Source organism: Streptomyces sp. NBC_00448 (assembly GCF_036014115.1).
GTDB lineage: Bacteria > Actinomycetota > Actinomycetes > Streptomycetales > Streptomycetaceae > Actinacidiphila.
In genome coordinates this window covers 7304086-7318291 of record NZ_CP107913.1, presented here as the reverse complement: position 1 = coordinate 7318291, position 14206 = coordinate 7304086, and the positions used below count along the sequence as shown (strand labels likewise).

Annotated in this window: 11 protein-coding genes; 3 read left to right on the top strand and 8 right to left on the bottom strand. The window is 71.6% G+C overall.

Going from position 1 to position 14206, the window contains the following annotated elements; all coding sequences use genetic code 11:
• Nucleotides 1-109 precede the first annotated feature (109 nt).
• From OG370_RS31585 to nrdR, 6 genes are all read right to left on the bottom strand, one after another.
• A complete protein-coding gene (locus OG370_RS31585) occupies nt 110-1057 on the bottom strand; it encodes an ADP-ribosylglycohydrolase family protein (protein ID WP_328470242.1) in 948 nt (315 codons plus the stop codon).
• Between the two features lie 428 nt (nt 1058-1485).
• The gene (locus tag OG370_RS31580; RefSeq protein WP_328470240.1) at nt 1486-2148 is read right to left on the bottom strand and encodes a histidine phosphatase family protein; all 663 of its coding nucleotides are present in this window, start codon (nt 2146-2148) and stop codon (nt 1486-1488) included.
• Between the two features lie 107 nt (nt 2149-2255).
• On the bottom strand, nt 2256-2861 hold the full coding sequence (locus OG370_RS31575; protein WP_328470238.1) for a YdbC family protein: 606 nt from the start codon (nt 2859-2861) through the stop codon (nt 2256-2258).
• A gap of 61 nt (nt 2862-2922) precedes the next feature.
• Nucleotides 2923-3693 carry an MBL fold metallo-hydrolase gene (locus tag OG370_RS31570; RefSeq protein ID WP_328470236.1) on the bottom strand — a complete coding sequence of 257 codons (771 nt, stop codon included), beginning with the start codon at nt 3691-3693 and terminating at the stop codon, nt 2923-2925.
• Between the two features lie 255 nt (nt 3694-3948).
• Complete coding sequence (locus tag OG370_RS31565) at nt 3949-6834, bottom strand: vitamin B12-dependent ribonucleotide reductase (RefSeq protein WP_328470234.1); 2886 nt, start codon at nt 6832-6834, stop codon at nt 3949-3951.
• 118 nt (nt 6835-6952) lie between these two features.
• Nucleotides 6953-7462 (bottom strand): transcriptional regulator NrdR, encoded by a 510-nt coding sequence (gene nrdR / locus OG370_RS31560; protein ID WP_328470232.1) that lies wholly within the window; start codon nt 7460-7462, stop codon nt 6953-6955.
• Nucleotides 7463-8037: 575 nt separating this feature from the next.
• Between nrdR and lexA the strand changes: the two genes are divergently transcribed.
• Nucleotides 8038-8817 (top strand): transcriptional repressor LexA, encoded by a 780-nt coding sequence (gene lexA / locus OG370_RS31555; protein WP_328470230.1) that lies wholly within the window; start codon nt 8038-8040, stop codon nt 8815-8817.
• 162 nt (nt 8818-8979) lie between these two features.
• On the opposite strand, the gene OG370_RS31550 is transcribed toward lexA, so the two are convergent.
• Nucleotides 8980-10995, bottom strand: a complete 2016-nt coding sequence (locus OG370_RS31550; RefSeq protein ID WP_328470228.1) for an ATP-dependent DNA helicase — start codon at nt 10993-10995, stop codon at nt 8980-8982.
• Between the two features lie 132 nt (nt 10996-11127).
• Here OG370_RS31550 and OG370_RS31545 point away from each other — a divergent pair, with 132 nt between their 5' ends.
• Together OG370_RS31545 and OG370_RS31540 are read left to right on the top strand one after the other, a co-directional pair.
• A complete protein-coding gene (locus OG370_RS31545) occupies nt 11128-12342 on the top strand; it encodes an FHA domain-containing protein (protein WP_328470226.1) in 1215 nt (404 codons plus the stop codon).
• 28 nt (nt 12343-12370) lie between these two features.
• Nucleotides 12371-13603 (top strand): serine/threonine-protein kinase, encoded by a 1233-nt coding sequence (locus OG370_RS31540; RefSeq protein ID WP_328470225.1) that lies wholly within the window; start codon nt 12371-12373, stop codon nt 13601-13603.
• On the opposite strand, the gene OG370_RS31535 is transcribed toward OG370_RS31540, so the two are convergent.
• On the bottom strand, nt 13581-14204 hold the full coding sequence (locus OG370_RS31535; RefSeq protein ID WP_328470223.1) for an FHA domain-containing protein: 624 nt from the start codon (nt 14202-14204) through the stop codon (nt 13581-13583). The two genes, OG370_RS31540 and OG370_RS31535, sit on opposite strands and share 23 nt — an antisense overlap.
• Nucleotides 14205-14206: the final 2 nt, after the last annotated feature.

Genomic DNA, 14206 nt, shown 5'->3' with positions numbered 1-14206 from the left:
CTCAGCCTACCTCTCGGCAACGGCCTGCCTGTAGAGGGGTGATCGGCGGCACCGGGCGGCGCGAACGGACAGCGCGTGCCCGCCCGTTGAAGGGGCATGCACGTCGCGATCAGGCCACAGCGGCCCACTCCGGCAGCGGTTCGGTCCGCCGTGTCCAGGTGGCGGGCGGTTCGCCGCCGGGGCGGGCGGCGATGATGCCGCCGACGATGGCGCAGTTGGTGTCCACGTCGCCGCCGGCCCGCGCGGTGGTCCAGAAGGCCCGCTCGTAGTCGTCCAGGTGGCGTGCGGCGGCCCACAGGGTGAAGGGCACCGTGTCGTGGGCGCTGGTGCGGCGGCCGCAGCCGAGCACCGCTGCGACGGTCGCCACGTCGGCGTAGTCCAGCATGTCACGGGCCCGTCGGATGCCGGCGTGCACGGCGCTGCGCGGCACCAGGTCCAGCACCGTGCCCAGGAGCGCGTCCGGGTCGCCAGGTCCCGCGGGGTCGGCGGCGAGCGCGGCAGCGGCGGCGACCGCCATCGCGCCGGCCACGGCCTCCCGGTGCTGGTGGGTGGTGTAGGCGGAGATCTCGGCCTGGTGGGTGGCCTGCTCGGGGTCGCCCGCGTACCAGGCGCCCAGCGGCGCGATCCGCATCGCCGCCCCGTTGCCCCACGAGCCCTGCCCGTTGAACAGCCCGGCGGCGAGTTCGCGCCAGTCGGCGCCCTCCTGGCGGATCAGCCGCAGCATCCGGTTCACGGCGGGGCCATAGCCGCGGTCGAAGTCATGGTGCTCCGCGAAGGACCACGCGAGCGCGTCCTGATCGATCCGGCCGTGCGACGCGAGCACCGCCAGGACCGAACACGCCATCTCCGTGTCGTCCGTCCACGCCCACGGGCCCGGCGGCAGCTCGCCGCTCTGGAGGGCGGGGTAGTTGGCCGGCACGAAGAACTGCGACCCGAGTGCGTCGCCGACCGCCAGCCCGCGCAGGCTGGCCGTGGCACGCGCCAAGCGGCCGGAGTCACAGGTCCGGGCGGGGGCGGACTCGACCTGGCCGGGACCGGGGGCAGGCTCGGGAATCATGGCGTCGGAACCTTCGCTTTCATCTGACGCATCGTACTGACCGCCCGGCCCGGCGCCAGGGGATCGTACGGGTCGGCGCCCGTCGACGGGCGGACGTACGGCAGGCGGGCGGCGGCAGGGCCTCGGCTCGGTGGCGGCGCGGCACGCGACCTAAGCAAGGCCCTCGGCAGGCTCCGTACGGGGCTGCTCGTCGGTCGGCTGCGGGTCGCTCGGGCGCGGGTCCGTCGTCCGCGCGTCGGGGGTCCGCGGGAGTCCGGCCAGCCCGGCGTCGAGGAGCCGGGCGGCGCGGCGTTCGCGTGCTTCCTGGTCGGGGCGGCGCGGCCGGCCTCCGGGTGAGGCCGCGGGGAGAACGGGGACGGTACCCGGTCAGGTCGGCATGGGCGCGGGGGAGGTCGCCCGGGTTCGGCCATGCGGCACCGAACCCGCGCTCACTGCAACCCGCCGCCGGGCGGGCCGGGGGTCCCCCACCGCTCGAACGGCCGGTCCAGGATGTAGCGGCCGGACGGCTGCAGCAGAAGCATGCGGGTCTCGGCGTTGGACGGGTTGGACAGCGTCTCGAACTCCTCGACCGTCCAGTGGAACCAGCGCATGCAGAACAGCCGCATCGTCAGCCCGTGCGTGACCAGCAGCACGTTCGGAGGGAAGTCCGGCTTGTCGAAGGCGCGGTAGAGGGTCTCCAGGAACGCGCCCACCCGGTCGTGGACGTCTGCGCCGCTCTCCCCCATCGCGAACCGGTAGAAGAAGTGACCATAGGCGTCTCGGGCCTTGCGCTGACGCTGGATGTCCTCCTGGTCCTGCCAGTTGCCCCAGTCCTGCTCCCGCAGCCGGGGCTCCTCGCGCGCCGTGGCCAGCGCCGGGTCCAGGCCCAACTCCTCGTAGGTGTGCCAGGTCCGCCGGTACGGGGAGACGAATGCCTGCACTCGCTCCCCGCCGAACACCGCGCGCAGCCGGGCGCCCGCCGTCGCTGCCTGCCTTCGGCCGTCGGCGGTCAACTCCAGGGCATGGTCGGGCACCCTTTCGTAGATGGTGTCGTCCTCATTGCCCTGGGACTCGCCGTGCCGGATGAGCACGATGCGCTGAGGGCGTCCCATACCGGCCAGCCTATTGCGCTCGCCACCACGCCGCCTTTCCGCCACCGAGCCGTGCCGGCCGGATGCCCGGGCGCCGTGGCCGGTGCCGACCGGATCGGCGCCCCCGCTCAGACCGTCCATGCCTGCACCACGTCCACCACGTCGCCGGCCACGGAGAGCACATCTGCGTCCAGCCCGGCGCGCTCGGACAGCCGCTCCACGGCCCCTTCCCGGTACTTGCCGTGCTCCGTGGCGGAGTCCCACATCGACAGCACCAGGAAGTCGTCCGTCTCGCCCCGGCCGAAGGCCCCGCGCAGCATCCCGGGCGACCCGGCCATGGCCGGGTTCCACACCCGCTCCTGCATCTGCGTGAAGTGGTCGACGCGCTCCGGCCGCACCTTGCACAGCGCGACTCTGAGCAGATCGGTGTCGGCGAAGAGTGGCTCGAAACCGACCTTCACATCCAGCCGGTGCTCGAACAGCCGCACCGCGAGCATTTCGTACGTGCCCTGCTGCGCGGCGGCGACGCCGTCGTGCGGACCGGCCATGAAGGCGTCGTACGAGCGCCGGTCGTCCCAGAAGCCGAACAGGTGCGCGACTCCCGGCTGGGCTCGGCTCCACCCTCCGCCCTGGCCGAGGAACCCCGGCTGCTGGCGCAGCGCCACCCATCGGCGCTGTCCCCGGTCGAACCCCGGTCGATCGACGACCCCGCAGCGCATCCACTTGACCAACACCGCGCCATCGTAGTGGCGTCGGGCGCCTCGCCCGATCCATTCCGGCACCACGAGGGGGCGCTCACAGCGCGACGGAGGCACCCGGTCTCAGCCGGTGCAGGCGGTCCGCGAGACCGGCTGCGGCGAACTCCGCCTCGACACTGGCGCCGTCCTGCGTGAAGTGCGCCCACTGCTCGAAGTGCAGCGGCACCACCTGCCGGGCGTCCAGGATCGCGGCCGCCTCCGCCGCCTGCGCGCTCGTCAGGGTGAGCGTGCCGTCCGGCACCAGCGCGGTGCGGGCCGCCCCGGCGAAGAGCAGGGCCACGTCGAAGGGACCGAAGCGGTCGGCGATGGCCCGCACCACGTCGAGCGAAGCGTTGTCCCCGCTGATGTAGACCGTCGGCAAGCCGCTGCCCGACAGGACGAAACCGGTGACCTCACCGACCAGCTTCTCGCTGCCGTCCGGTCCGTGCCGCGCCGGCACGCCGGTGACCCGCAGCACGCCGCCGCCCGGGCGCGGCAGGTCGATGTGCTCCCAGTTGCCCAGGGCGCGCACCGGGCCGACCACCCGGTCGTGGGCGGATCGCGTGCTCAGCACCAGCGGGACCTCGGCCAGCAGCGCCCGTCCTGCCCGGTCGAGGTTGTCCGGATGCTGGTCGTGCGACAGCAGCACCGCGTCGAGCGGCCCGATCTCGGCCGGTGCCACGCCCGGGCCCGCCGTCTTCACCAGCGCCCGCGCGCCGATCGGGTACTCCCCCGGCTCGTCGAACGTAGGGTCGGTGAGCAGGCGCAGCCCTCCGACCTCCACCACCGCCGTGGGCCCGCCGACGTAACGAATGTCCACACCTGACATGGTCTTCCCCCTTGCACGTGCACGGCTCCCGCGGGCACGAATCGATCTTCGTCCTGAATCAATCGCCCTTCCTCCGGAGCTATTCCCCTCGCCCCCTTGACGCGCGAAACACCGCCTCCCCGATGTTCACCCGAACGTCGCAACCGGCACGCGCCTGCCAGGACCGGGGGAAGACCGCGACCGGCCGGGCGGCATCGCGTGACGCGATGCCGCCCGGCCGGTCAGCCACCCGGTCTCAACCGGGAATCAGCGTGCTCAGCTGCAGCCGCTGGTCGAACCGCAGCCCTCGCAGAGGTAGCAGCTCCCAGCGCGCCGCATCTTCGTGCCGCAGGAGAAGCACAGCGGGGCGTCGGCATTCAGGCCGAGCTGGATCTCCAGCAGTTCCGTGGAGTTGTGGGCCTCCTTGGGCGCCGGGACCGCGGCCGCCGGCTTGGCCGCCGACAGCGGCTTGGCGACCTCCACGTGGCGCGGCGCGGACTGGGCCAGGCCCTCGACGTCGACGTCGTCCTCACCGGCCTCGTAGGAACCGGTGTCGAGGTGCCGCTGGCGCTCCTCGGCGGAGTGGATGCCCAGCGCGGAGCGGGTCTCGAACGGCAGGAAGTCCAGTGCCAGGCGGCGGAAGATGTAGTCCACGATGGACTGCGCCATCCGCACGTCCGGATCGTCGGTGAGGCCGGCCGGCTCGAAGCGCATGTTGGTGAACTTCGAGACGTAGGTCTCCAGCGGGACTCCGTACTGCATGCCGACGGAGACGGCGATCGAGAAGGCGTCCATCATGCCCGCGAGGGTCGAGCCCTGCTTGGACATCTTCAGGAAGACCTCGCCGAGGCCGTCGTCCGGGTAGGAGTTGGCCGTCATGTAGCCCTCGGCGCCACCGACGGTGAAGGAGGTGGTGATCCCCGGGCGGCCCTTGGGCAGACGCTTGCGGACCGGGCGGTACTCGACGACCTTCTCGACCTGGACGGGAGCCGGCGCCTCCGCGACGGCGTCGACCTTGGTGTCCTGCTTCTTCTTCGCCGACAGCGGCTGGCCGACCTTGCAGTTGTCGCGGTAGATCGCGAGGGCCTTCAGACCGAGCTTCCAGCCCTCGTAGTAGACCTCCTCGACCTCCTCGACGGTCGCGGACTCCGGCAGGTTGACCGTCTTGGAGATGGCGCCCGACAGGAACGGCTGGGCCGCGGCCATCATCCGGACGTGGCCCATGGCAGAGATCGCCCGGTCGCCCATGGCGCAGTCGAAGACCTCGTAGTGCTCGGTCTTCAGGCCGGGCGCGTCGATCACGTTGCCGTGCTCGGCGATGTGGGCGACGATCGCCTCGACCTGCTCCTCCTGGTAACCGAGGCGCTTGAGTGCCACGGGGACCGTGTTGTTCACGATCTGCATCGAGCCGCCGCCGACCAGCTTCTTGAACTTGACCAGCGCCAGGTCGGGCTCCACACCCGTGGTGTCGCAGTCCATCATCAGGCCGATGGTGCCGGTGGGGGCGAGCACCGAAGCCTGGGCGTTGCGGAAACCGTTCTTCTCGCCGAGTCGGATGACGTCCTGCCACGACTCGGTGGCCGCCGCCCACACCGGGGTGTCGAGGTCGTCCACCCGCTTGGCCGTCGCATTGGCGTCGGAGTGCTGCTTCATGACGCGGTTGTGCGCGTCCGCGTTGCGCGCGTAACCGTCGTACGCGCCGACCACCGCGGCCAGTTCGGCCGACCGCTTGTAGGACGTGCCGGTCATCAGGGAGGTGATGGCGCCGGCCAGCGAGCGGCCGCCGTCCGAGTCGTACGCGTGGCCGGTCGCCATCAGCAGCGCGCCCAGGTTCGCGTAGCCGATGCCGAGCTGGCGGAAGGCGCGAGTGGTCTCGCCGATCTTCTCGGTCGGGAAGTCCGCGAAGCAGATGGAGATGTCCATCGCGGTGATGACCAGCTCGACGACCTTGGCGAAGCGCGCCGCGTCGAAGGTCTGGTGCCCCTCGTCGTCGTGGCGCAGGAACTTCATCAGGTTGAGCGAGGCGAGGTTGCAGCTGGAGTTGTCCAGGTGCATGTACTCGCTGCACGGGTTGGACGCGGTGATGCGGCCGCTCTCCGGCGACGTGTGCCAGTGGTTGATGGTGTCGTCGTACTGGATGCCGGGGTCGGCACAGGCCCAGGCCGCCTCGGCCATCTTGCGGAACAGCGACTTGGCGTCGACCTGCTCGATGACCTCACCGGTCATCCGGGCACGCAGCCCGAACTGCCGGCCACCCTCGACGGCCTTCATGAACTCGTCGTTGACCCGGACGGAGTTGTTCGCGTTCTGGTACTGAACGGACGTGATGTCGTCCCCGCCCAGGTCCATGTCGAAGCCCGCGTCGCGCAGCGCGCGGATCTTCTGCTCTTCCTTGACCTTGGTCTCGATGAACGCCTCGACATCGGGGTGGTCGACGTCCAGGACCACCATCTTGGCGGCGCGGCGGGTGGCGCCGCCCGACTTGATGGTGCCCGCGGACGCGTCGGCGCCGCGCATGAAGGAGACCGGGCCCGAGGCGTTGCCTCCGGAGGAGAGCAGTTCCTTGGAGGAGCGGATGCGGGAGAGGTTCAGGCCGGCGCCCGAGCCGCCCTTGAAGATCATCCCCTCTTCCTTGTACCAGTCGAGGATCGAGTCCATGGAGTCGTCGACCGACAGGATGAAGCAGGCAGAGACCTGCTGCGGCTGGGCGGTGCCGACGTTGAACCACACCGGCGAGTTGAAGCTGAACACCTGGTGCAGCAGGGCGTACGTGAGCTCGTGCTCGAAGATCTCGGCGTCCGCGGGGCCCGCGAAGTAGCCGTGCTTCTCGCCCGCCTTGCGGTACGTGAGCACGACCCGGTCGATGAGCTGCTTGAGGCTCTTCTCACGCTTGGGGCTGCCGACCGCACCACGGAAGTACTTGCTCGTGACGATGTTGGTCGCGTTCACCGACCAGAAGTCGGGGAACTCCACACCGCGCTGCTCGAAGTTGATCGACCCGTCGCGCCAGTTCGTCATGACGACGTCACGGTGCTCCCAGACCACCTCGTCGTACGGGTGCACGCCGGGGGTGGTGTGGATGCGCTCGATACGCAGGCCCTTGTTCACCTTCGACCCCTTGGTGCGTGAACCGCGTGCCGGGCCGCTCGTCGTCTCGGTCATTCCGCCTCCCAATATGGGCAAACGCCCTGATGTGCGCGGTTCTTCCCGCAGCACGATGTGTTGTCTGACGCCTCGGCGCGCTAGGGCGCGCGTCGGCAAATCCGTGTCCCGACGCCGGTCAGTCGGTGCCCGCGGACGCGGGGACCCCGAGGTCCTCGTCAAGCCCGCCGGGAGTCATGGGTGGGAGCTGCTCGCGCAGCTCCGTGATGGCCCGCTCGAAGTCGTCGAGCGAGTCGAAGGCCCGGTAGACGCTCGCGAAGCGCAGGTAGGCGACGAGGTCGAGTTCCTGGAGCGGACCGAGTATGGCCAGTCCCACGTCATGGGTGGACAGCTCGGCGCTGCCGGTGGCGCGGACGGCCTCCTCGACCCGCTGCCCGAGCAGCGCGAGGGCGTCCTCGGTGACCGGCCGGCCCTGGCACGCCTTGCGCACGCCGGCGATCACCTTGTTGCGGCTGAAGGGCTCGGTGACGCCGCTGCGCTTGATCACCATCAGCGAGGCCGACTCGACGGTCGTGAAGCGCCGCCCGCAGTCGGGGCACTGGCGCCGGCGACGGATCGCGGCACCGTCATCGGTGGTCCGGCTGTCGACGACGCGGCTGTCGGGGTGTCTGCAGAAGGGGCAGTGCACGGTCTTCCCACTCCCTCCCTCACCCACGGTGAGCGCACGACGAACATGCTTCCGCGAGGTCCTGCCAGAGCCCCGGAAGCAGCCTCAAGCATAGGCGATCGCAGCGGCATTGAAGCCACTGGGCCTGCTTGGAAACCACAACTTGTGGTGGCCGGGCCCTATCCAACCACTAGATCTGGTGCCCGCGCATCAGGGGGTGCGATCCGCGTGTCGTGGCCGCGCGACGGCCACGGAGGGCGTTCGCGACATGCCGGAGCGTATGGGAGCGGGTCCGCGGGGCGCACTCCGCGAGCCGGTGCGACACTGGGCCGACCGGAATGCGCGCACCCGGTCCGCGCTCTCCGCGAGCGCACTGGGCGGCGCCTCGACCGCCACGCCGGAGGCAATGCGGGAATCGAACTTCCATTCGATCAATACACCCGGTACCTTGATCACGTCAGCGGATTTTCGCTAATTCACTCGAACGTGTGTTTGGCGCAACCTTTCGAAACCCACTACCGTTGTACTAACTGCCCGCACGCGGAGGCGGGCCGACCGCAGTCCATGCGGTGGAGAACAACTCGAAAGGGGCCGCCGTGACCACCACCGCAGAGAGCGCCACCGGCACATTGCCCGAGCATGACCGCTCCCCGGACGGAATCGGCCCGTTGGACGTGACGAACGAAGACAGCACCCCGAAGCCGGCGCGCGCCCTCCCCGGACGGCCCCCGGGAATTCGCGCCGACAGCTCGGGGCTGACCGAGCGCCAGCGCCGCGTCATCGAGGTCATCAGGGACTCGGTGCAGCGCCGCGGATATCCGCCGTCCATGCGCGAGATCGGCCAGGCCGTCGGCCTGTCCAGCACCTCGTCGGTCGCCCACCAGCTCATGGCGCTGGAGCGGAAGGGATTCCTGCGCCGCGACCCGCACCGCCCCCGCGCGTACGAGGTCCGCGCGTCGGACGCGGGCCACCCGCAGCCCACCGACACCACCGGCAAGCCCTCGGCCTCGTACGTGCCGCTGGTCGGCCGGATCGCGGCCGGCGGTCCCATCCTCGCCGAGGAGTCCGTCGAGGACGTCTTCCCCCTGCCGCGCCAACTCGTCGGTGACGGCGAGCTGTTCGTGCTCAAGGTGGTCGGCGACTCAATGATCGAGGCGGCCATCTGCGACGGCGACTGGGTGACCGTACGGCGTCAACCGGTCGCCGAGAACGGCGACATCGTCGCGGCGATGCTGGACGGCGAGGCGACCGTGAAGCGCTTCAAGCGGGACAACGGCCACGTGTGGCTGCTGCCGCACAACGCGGCGTACCAGCCGATCCCCGGTGACGAGGCCACGATCCTCGGCAAGGTCGTGGCAGTGCTGCGCCGGATCTGACCCGGCGCTCGGCGACTGTCGGAGCCGGGCTCGACCCGGCTGGACAGGGCCCGGCAGGCCGCTGTGGGCGGCCTGCCGGGCCCTTCGCCGTATCTGTGTATCCGGAGCCACCGCGACCGCTACGGGCCGCTCAGGGGCCTGCACACCGCCGCGACGGCCCTGTCAGGCCTCGGCCTCAACCGTCTCGGCGGTTGCCGGCCGCGCCGCTGCTGCGTCGATCGCCGCCAGCGACTTCCGCACCTGGTTGCGGTCGTTGGTGTACCAGAACTCGGGCATCGAGGAGCGCAGGAAGCCTCCGTAGCGCGCGGTGGCCAGTCGCGGGTCGAGCACGGCCACCACACCGCGGTCGCCGGAGGCGCGGATCAACCGCCCCGCGCCCTGGGCCATCAGCAGCGCCGCGTGGGTGGCGGCGACCGCCATGAAGCCGTTTCCGCCGTGCTCCTCCACCGACTTCTGCCGCGCGCTCATCAGCGGATCGTCCGGCCGGGGGAAGGGAATCCGGTCCATCACCACCAACTGGCAGTTCACGCCCGGCACATCCACTCCCTGCCACAAGGACAGCGTGCCGAACAGGCAGGTGCCGGCGTCCTCGGCGAAGGTGCGGATCAGCTCGCCCAGCGTCTCCTCGCCCTGGAGCAGCACCGGGTGTTCCAGCCGCCCGCGCATCGCCTCCGCGGCCGCCTGGGCGCCACGCATCGACGAGAAGAGCCCCAGGGTGCGTCCACCGGCTGCCTCGATCAGCTCGGCGAGTTCGTCGAGCATGTCCTCACGGCCGGAGTCCCGGCCCGGCTGCGCGAGGTGCCGGGCCACGTAGAGGATTCCCTGCCTGCGGTAGTCGAAGGGCGAGCCGACGTCGATGCCCTTCCAGGGCGGCACCTCCTCCTCGCCCTCCGGGGCCTTCACGCCCTCCGGGGACAGACCGAGCGAGGCCGCCACCCCGTTGAAGTCGCCGCCCAGCTTGAGGGTGGCGGACGTGAGCACCACGGAGCGGTCGTTGAAGAGCTTCTCGCGCAGCAGGCCCGACACGTTCAGCGGCGCCACCCGCAGCGACGCGCCGAACCGGTCGTGCCGCTCACACCACACCACGTCGTACTCCGAGCCCTGCACCAGGCGTTCTGCGACCTCGTGGACGTGCTCGACGGAGGCCAGGGCCTGCTTGCGGATCACGTCCTCGTCCTGCACGGACTTGTCCCGGGTCTCGCCGAGCGCGGTGATCACCAACCGGCACGCGTCGCGGAGCGCGGCAAGTACGTACGCGAGGTCCTCGGGGATCTCCTCCAGCCGCCCGGGCAGGGCCAGCTCCATCACCCGCTCGAAACCCTCGCCGGCGCTCAGGAGGGCGTCCGCGGCCTTCTCGTTGACCAGTTTGGCGGCGCGCTTGACGGCGCGGTTGACCCCGATGGGGCTCAGCTCGCCGGTGGCTACCCCCGTGACGCGTGAGACCAGTTCATGCGCCTCGTCGACGATCAGCACCTCGTGGCTCGGCAGCACCGGGGCGCCCTCGATGGCGTCGATGGCCAGCAGTGCGTGGTTGGTCACGATGACCTCGGCGAGCTTGGCCCGCTCGCGGGCCGCCTCGGCGAAGCACTCGGCGCCGTAGGCGCACTTGGTGGCGCCCAGACACTCCCGGGAGGTGACCGAGACCTGGCCCCAGGCGCGGTCCGAGACCCCGGGACTGAGTCCGTCCCGGTCACCGGTCTCGGTCTCGTCGGCCCAGTCACGCAGCCGCAGCAGGTCCTTGCCGAGCTTGCTGGTCGGCGCGGCGGCCTCGAAGGGGTCGAAGAGGCCGTCCTCGTCGTCCTGCGGCACGCCTTCGTGCAGACGGTGCAGGCACAGGTAGTTGGAACGGCCCTTGAGCATCGCGTACGCCGGTTCGCGGCGCAGCAGCGGCTTCAGCGCCTGCACCGTGCGCGGCAGGTCCCGCTCCACCAACTGCCGCTGGAGGGCGAGGGTGGCGGTGGCCACCACCACGGGCTCGCCGTGTGCCAGGGCGGGCACCAGGTAGCCGAGCGACTTCCCGGTGCCGGTGCCGGCCTGGACGAGCAGATGGGACTGGTCTTCCACGGCGGCCTGTACGGCTTCGGCCATGGCGACCTGGCCTTCCCGCTCCACCCCGCCGACGGCGGTGACGGCGGCGTGCAGCAGGTCGGTGAGGGCGGGTGGGGTGGTGGCAGTCATAGGAGGGCCAGCCTACGGCGCCGCACCGACAGCGCGGTCCGAGTCCGGCCGGTCCGGTCACCGCCCGGACATTCCCGGGACCGCCCCGGTCGGGCGATGCTAGCTTCTGGTCATATGCAGTGCGAGAGCCGCTTGACGCTTGATGCCTCGGCCGCGGAATACGTGATCGACGTGGCGAACGTCGTCCGCGAACCAGCCCTCGGCGGTGACAGAGCAGCGGACCTGAGCCGCTTCGAGGCGCTGCTCGACGCGCTGGCGGAGTTCGCCCACGACCCAGCGGTACAGGTCTACCCCATCACGGACCGCTCGCTGCTGACCGACGGCCGCCTGACACCTGAGGAGCGCGAGCGCCTGGCGGGCTGGTACCGCGACCGGCTGCTGGAGGTCCTGCCCAGGGCCGACGACCGCATCCTGGAGCTGGCGGACACGCTCGAACTGCAAGTGGTCAGCGCGGACAACTTCCTCGACTTCCACCGCGCCTACCCGTGGATTCCGGGTGACCGGGACCACTTCCTGCGCCCGCTGCTCGGCCCCGACGGGGCGCTGGTGGTGCGCCCGCGGATCATGCCGGTGCCGCCGGAGTGGCAGATCTCGCGCAAGGAGGAGGAGGGCCTGCTGCTGGAGGCAGGGGTGCTCAGGCGCTGGGCACCGTCGGCGCACCGGGATGTGCTCAGCCGGGACTGGCGCTGCCCGCAAGCGGACTGCCCGCTGTTCGGGGCGGGCGAACATCCGGGCACCGCGCTTCCCCGCCGCCGGGGCAAGCGGGTGCTGTGCCCCACCCACGGACTGCCGCTGTCCGACGCCGGGCCGCGGCCGCGCCGCGCGCAGATGAAGGTGGTCATGGACGGCATGGTCCGCGGCCGCTTCATGGTGACGGCCGGCGAGCCGCTCGCGGTCGGCCGGGCCCCCGCGGGCGGCGGGGTCGCCCTTGGCGCCTGGATCGACGACAAGGCGGTGGATTCCGTCAGCCGCACGCATGTGCTGCTGGAGTACGACGGGACCGGGCTGACCGTCGTCGATGAGCGCAGCGCCAACGGCACCCGCGTCCGCCGCCGGCGGCCGACCGGGGACGAGTTGCTGCCGCTGTTCCACGGCACGCGCTGGCAGTTGCGCCGCGGGGACGCGATCGTGCTGCACGAGCGCCTGGAACTGCTGCCCAGCGGCCGTCAGTTCGTGTTCGAGGACGACGCGACGGACGGTACGGTCGGACCGCAGCAGGCCGCCGCGGCCGCGGACCCGACGATGGTGGGCCTGCCGTCCGACCTGTGGCGGTTGACGGACGAGTCACCGGCGCAGGGGGCACAGGGACACGGATCACCGGCCCACGGGTCACCTGGGCGCGACTGAACGGCACGTGAGTGAGGGGCGCACGCGAGTGAGCGGAGGCGGAGTGGGCGGGACGGGCGTACCGCCGGACCGGATCGGGGCCGGGACGCTGCTCAGCGGCCGCTACCGGCTGGAGGAGCGGTTGGGCGGCGGCGGCTTCGGGCAGGTGTACGCGGCCGTCGATCTGGGTTTGGGACGCCGGGTGGCAGTAAAGGTGCTGACCTTGCGCGCCGAATGGGCCGAGGGCGAGCGCAACGCGCGCGAGGGCCGGTTCCGCCGGGAGGCCGTAGCCGCCGCCGCGCTCAGCCATCCGAACGTGGCGACCATCCATGACGCGGGCGAGCACGACGGCCGTCCCTTCCTGGTGATGGAACTGCTGTCCGGGCGGGACTTCGGCGAGGTGCTGCTGGACCGCGGCGGCCTCCCGGTCGCCGACGTCCTCGCCTACGGCGCCCAGATCGCCGCGGGCCTGCAGCACGCCCACGAGCACGGCCTCGTGCACCGGGACATCAAGCCGGAGAACCTGATGCTGCTGCCCGACGGCGCCGTCAAGATCTGCGACTTCGGTCTGGTGGCGCAGCGCGACCCGCAGCGCACCCGGTACACGGACCCGCAGGCCGTCCTGGGCTCCCCGCCGTACCTGTCGCCCGAGCAGGCGCACGGCCGGGAGGTCACCGCGCAGTCGGACCTGTACTCCCTCGGCTGCGTGCTGTACGCGCTCCTCGCCGAGGGTCCGCCGTTCTCCGCAGGCAACGTCGTCGGATACGCGTACGCGCATGTGCACGAGACGCCGGAGCGGATCGAGCGGCGCCGGCCCGAGGTGCCGGCCGGCCTCGCGCACCTGGTGCACGAACTGCTCGCCAAGGACCCGGCACAGCGCCCGTCGACCGCGGGCGAGGTGGCGCTGCGGCTACGGGAGTTGCGGCAGCCAGGCCGCGCGCCGCATACGCCGACGGCCCTGGACCGCGGGACGCGGCATGTGGTGTGGGCGTTGCTGGAGGAAGGCGAGGGACTGCTCATGTCCGGCCGGTTCGCCGACGCCGACCAGCGGTACTGGCAGGCGCTCCAGCAGCTGGCGCGGCATGACGCGGAGAGGGCGCCGGCGTCCTTCGCGGCGCTCTTCGGCCGGGCGCGCGTGCTGGAGGGGCTCAACGGCGCGTCCTCGGTGGCCAGGCGCCTCGCGGAGCTGGCGGGCGACACGGCCGCCGCACTGGGCGCCGAGCATCCGCTCGCCCGGTGCGTGGCCTCCTATGCGGCGGTCAGGGCAGCACCCGAACGGTGACGTCGGCGGCGAGCCGTATGGCGTCGCCCGGGTTCAGCACCGCGGGTTCGTGGGGCTGGAGCCGGTAGCCGTGCAGGTACGTGCCGTTCGTGGAGCCCTCGTCGGTGAGGGAGGCGGAGCCGTCCGGCTCGACCCTGACGGTGGCGTGCAGGCGGGACAGGTTGTCGTGGGTGGCGAGGAATCCGACCGCGGGGCACAGGCGCCGCTCGCGGCCCAGCCGGACCTGCCGGCCGGGTTCGACCTCGACGACCTGACCGTCAGGGAAGCTCAGCCGCAGGGCGCGCGACGGGCCGTCCCTGCGGGTCCTGGCGTTGCCCGCCTCGGTGTTCGCGAGGCGGCCGATGACCCGGGTGTGGTCGGGGTGCGGCTCGGGTTCGGGGCGTGCGTCGGGTTCGGGACTCACGTCGGCAGGCTGCACGGTCTCCCCCGAGTCGGTGGGCCCCACGGCGTCCGTGGAGCCCACCGAGTCCGTGCGGTCCGCGCCGGGGACGGGTGCCATCAGCGCGAAGGGCACGTAGCAGCCCTGGCAGACCAGTTGCCCGGGGTGGGCGCCGCCGCTGCCGCACTCCGGGCATGCCCCGCCGCCGGTTTCCTCGCCCATCC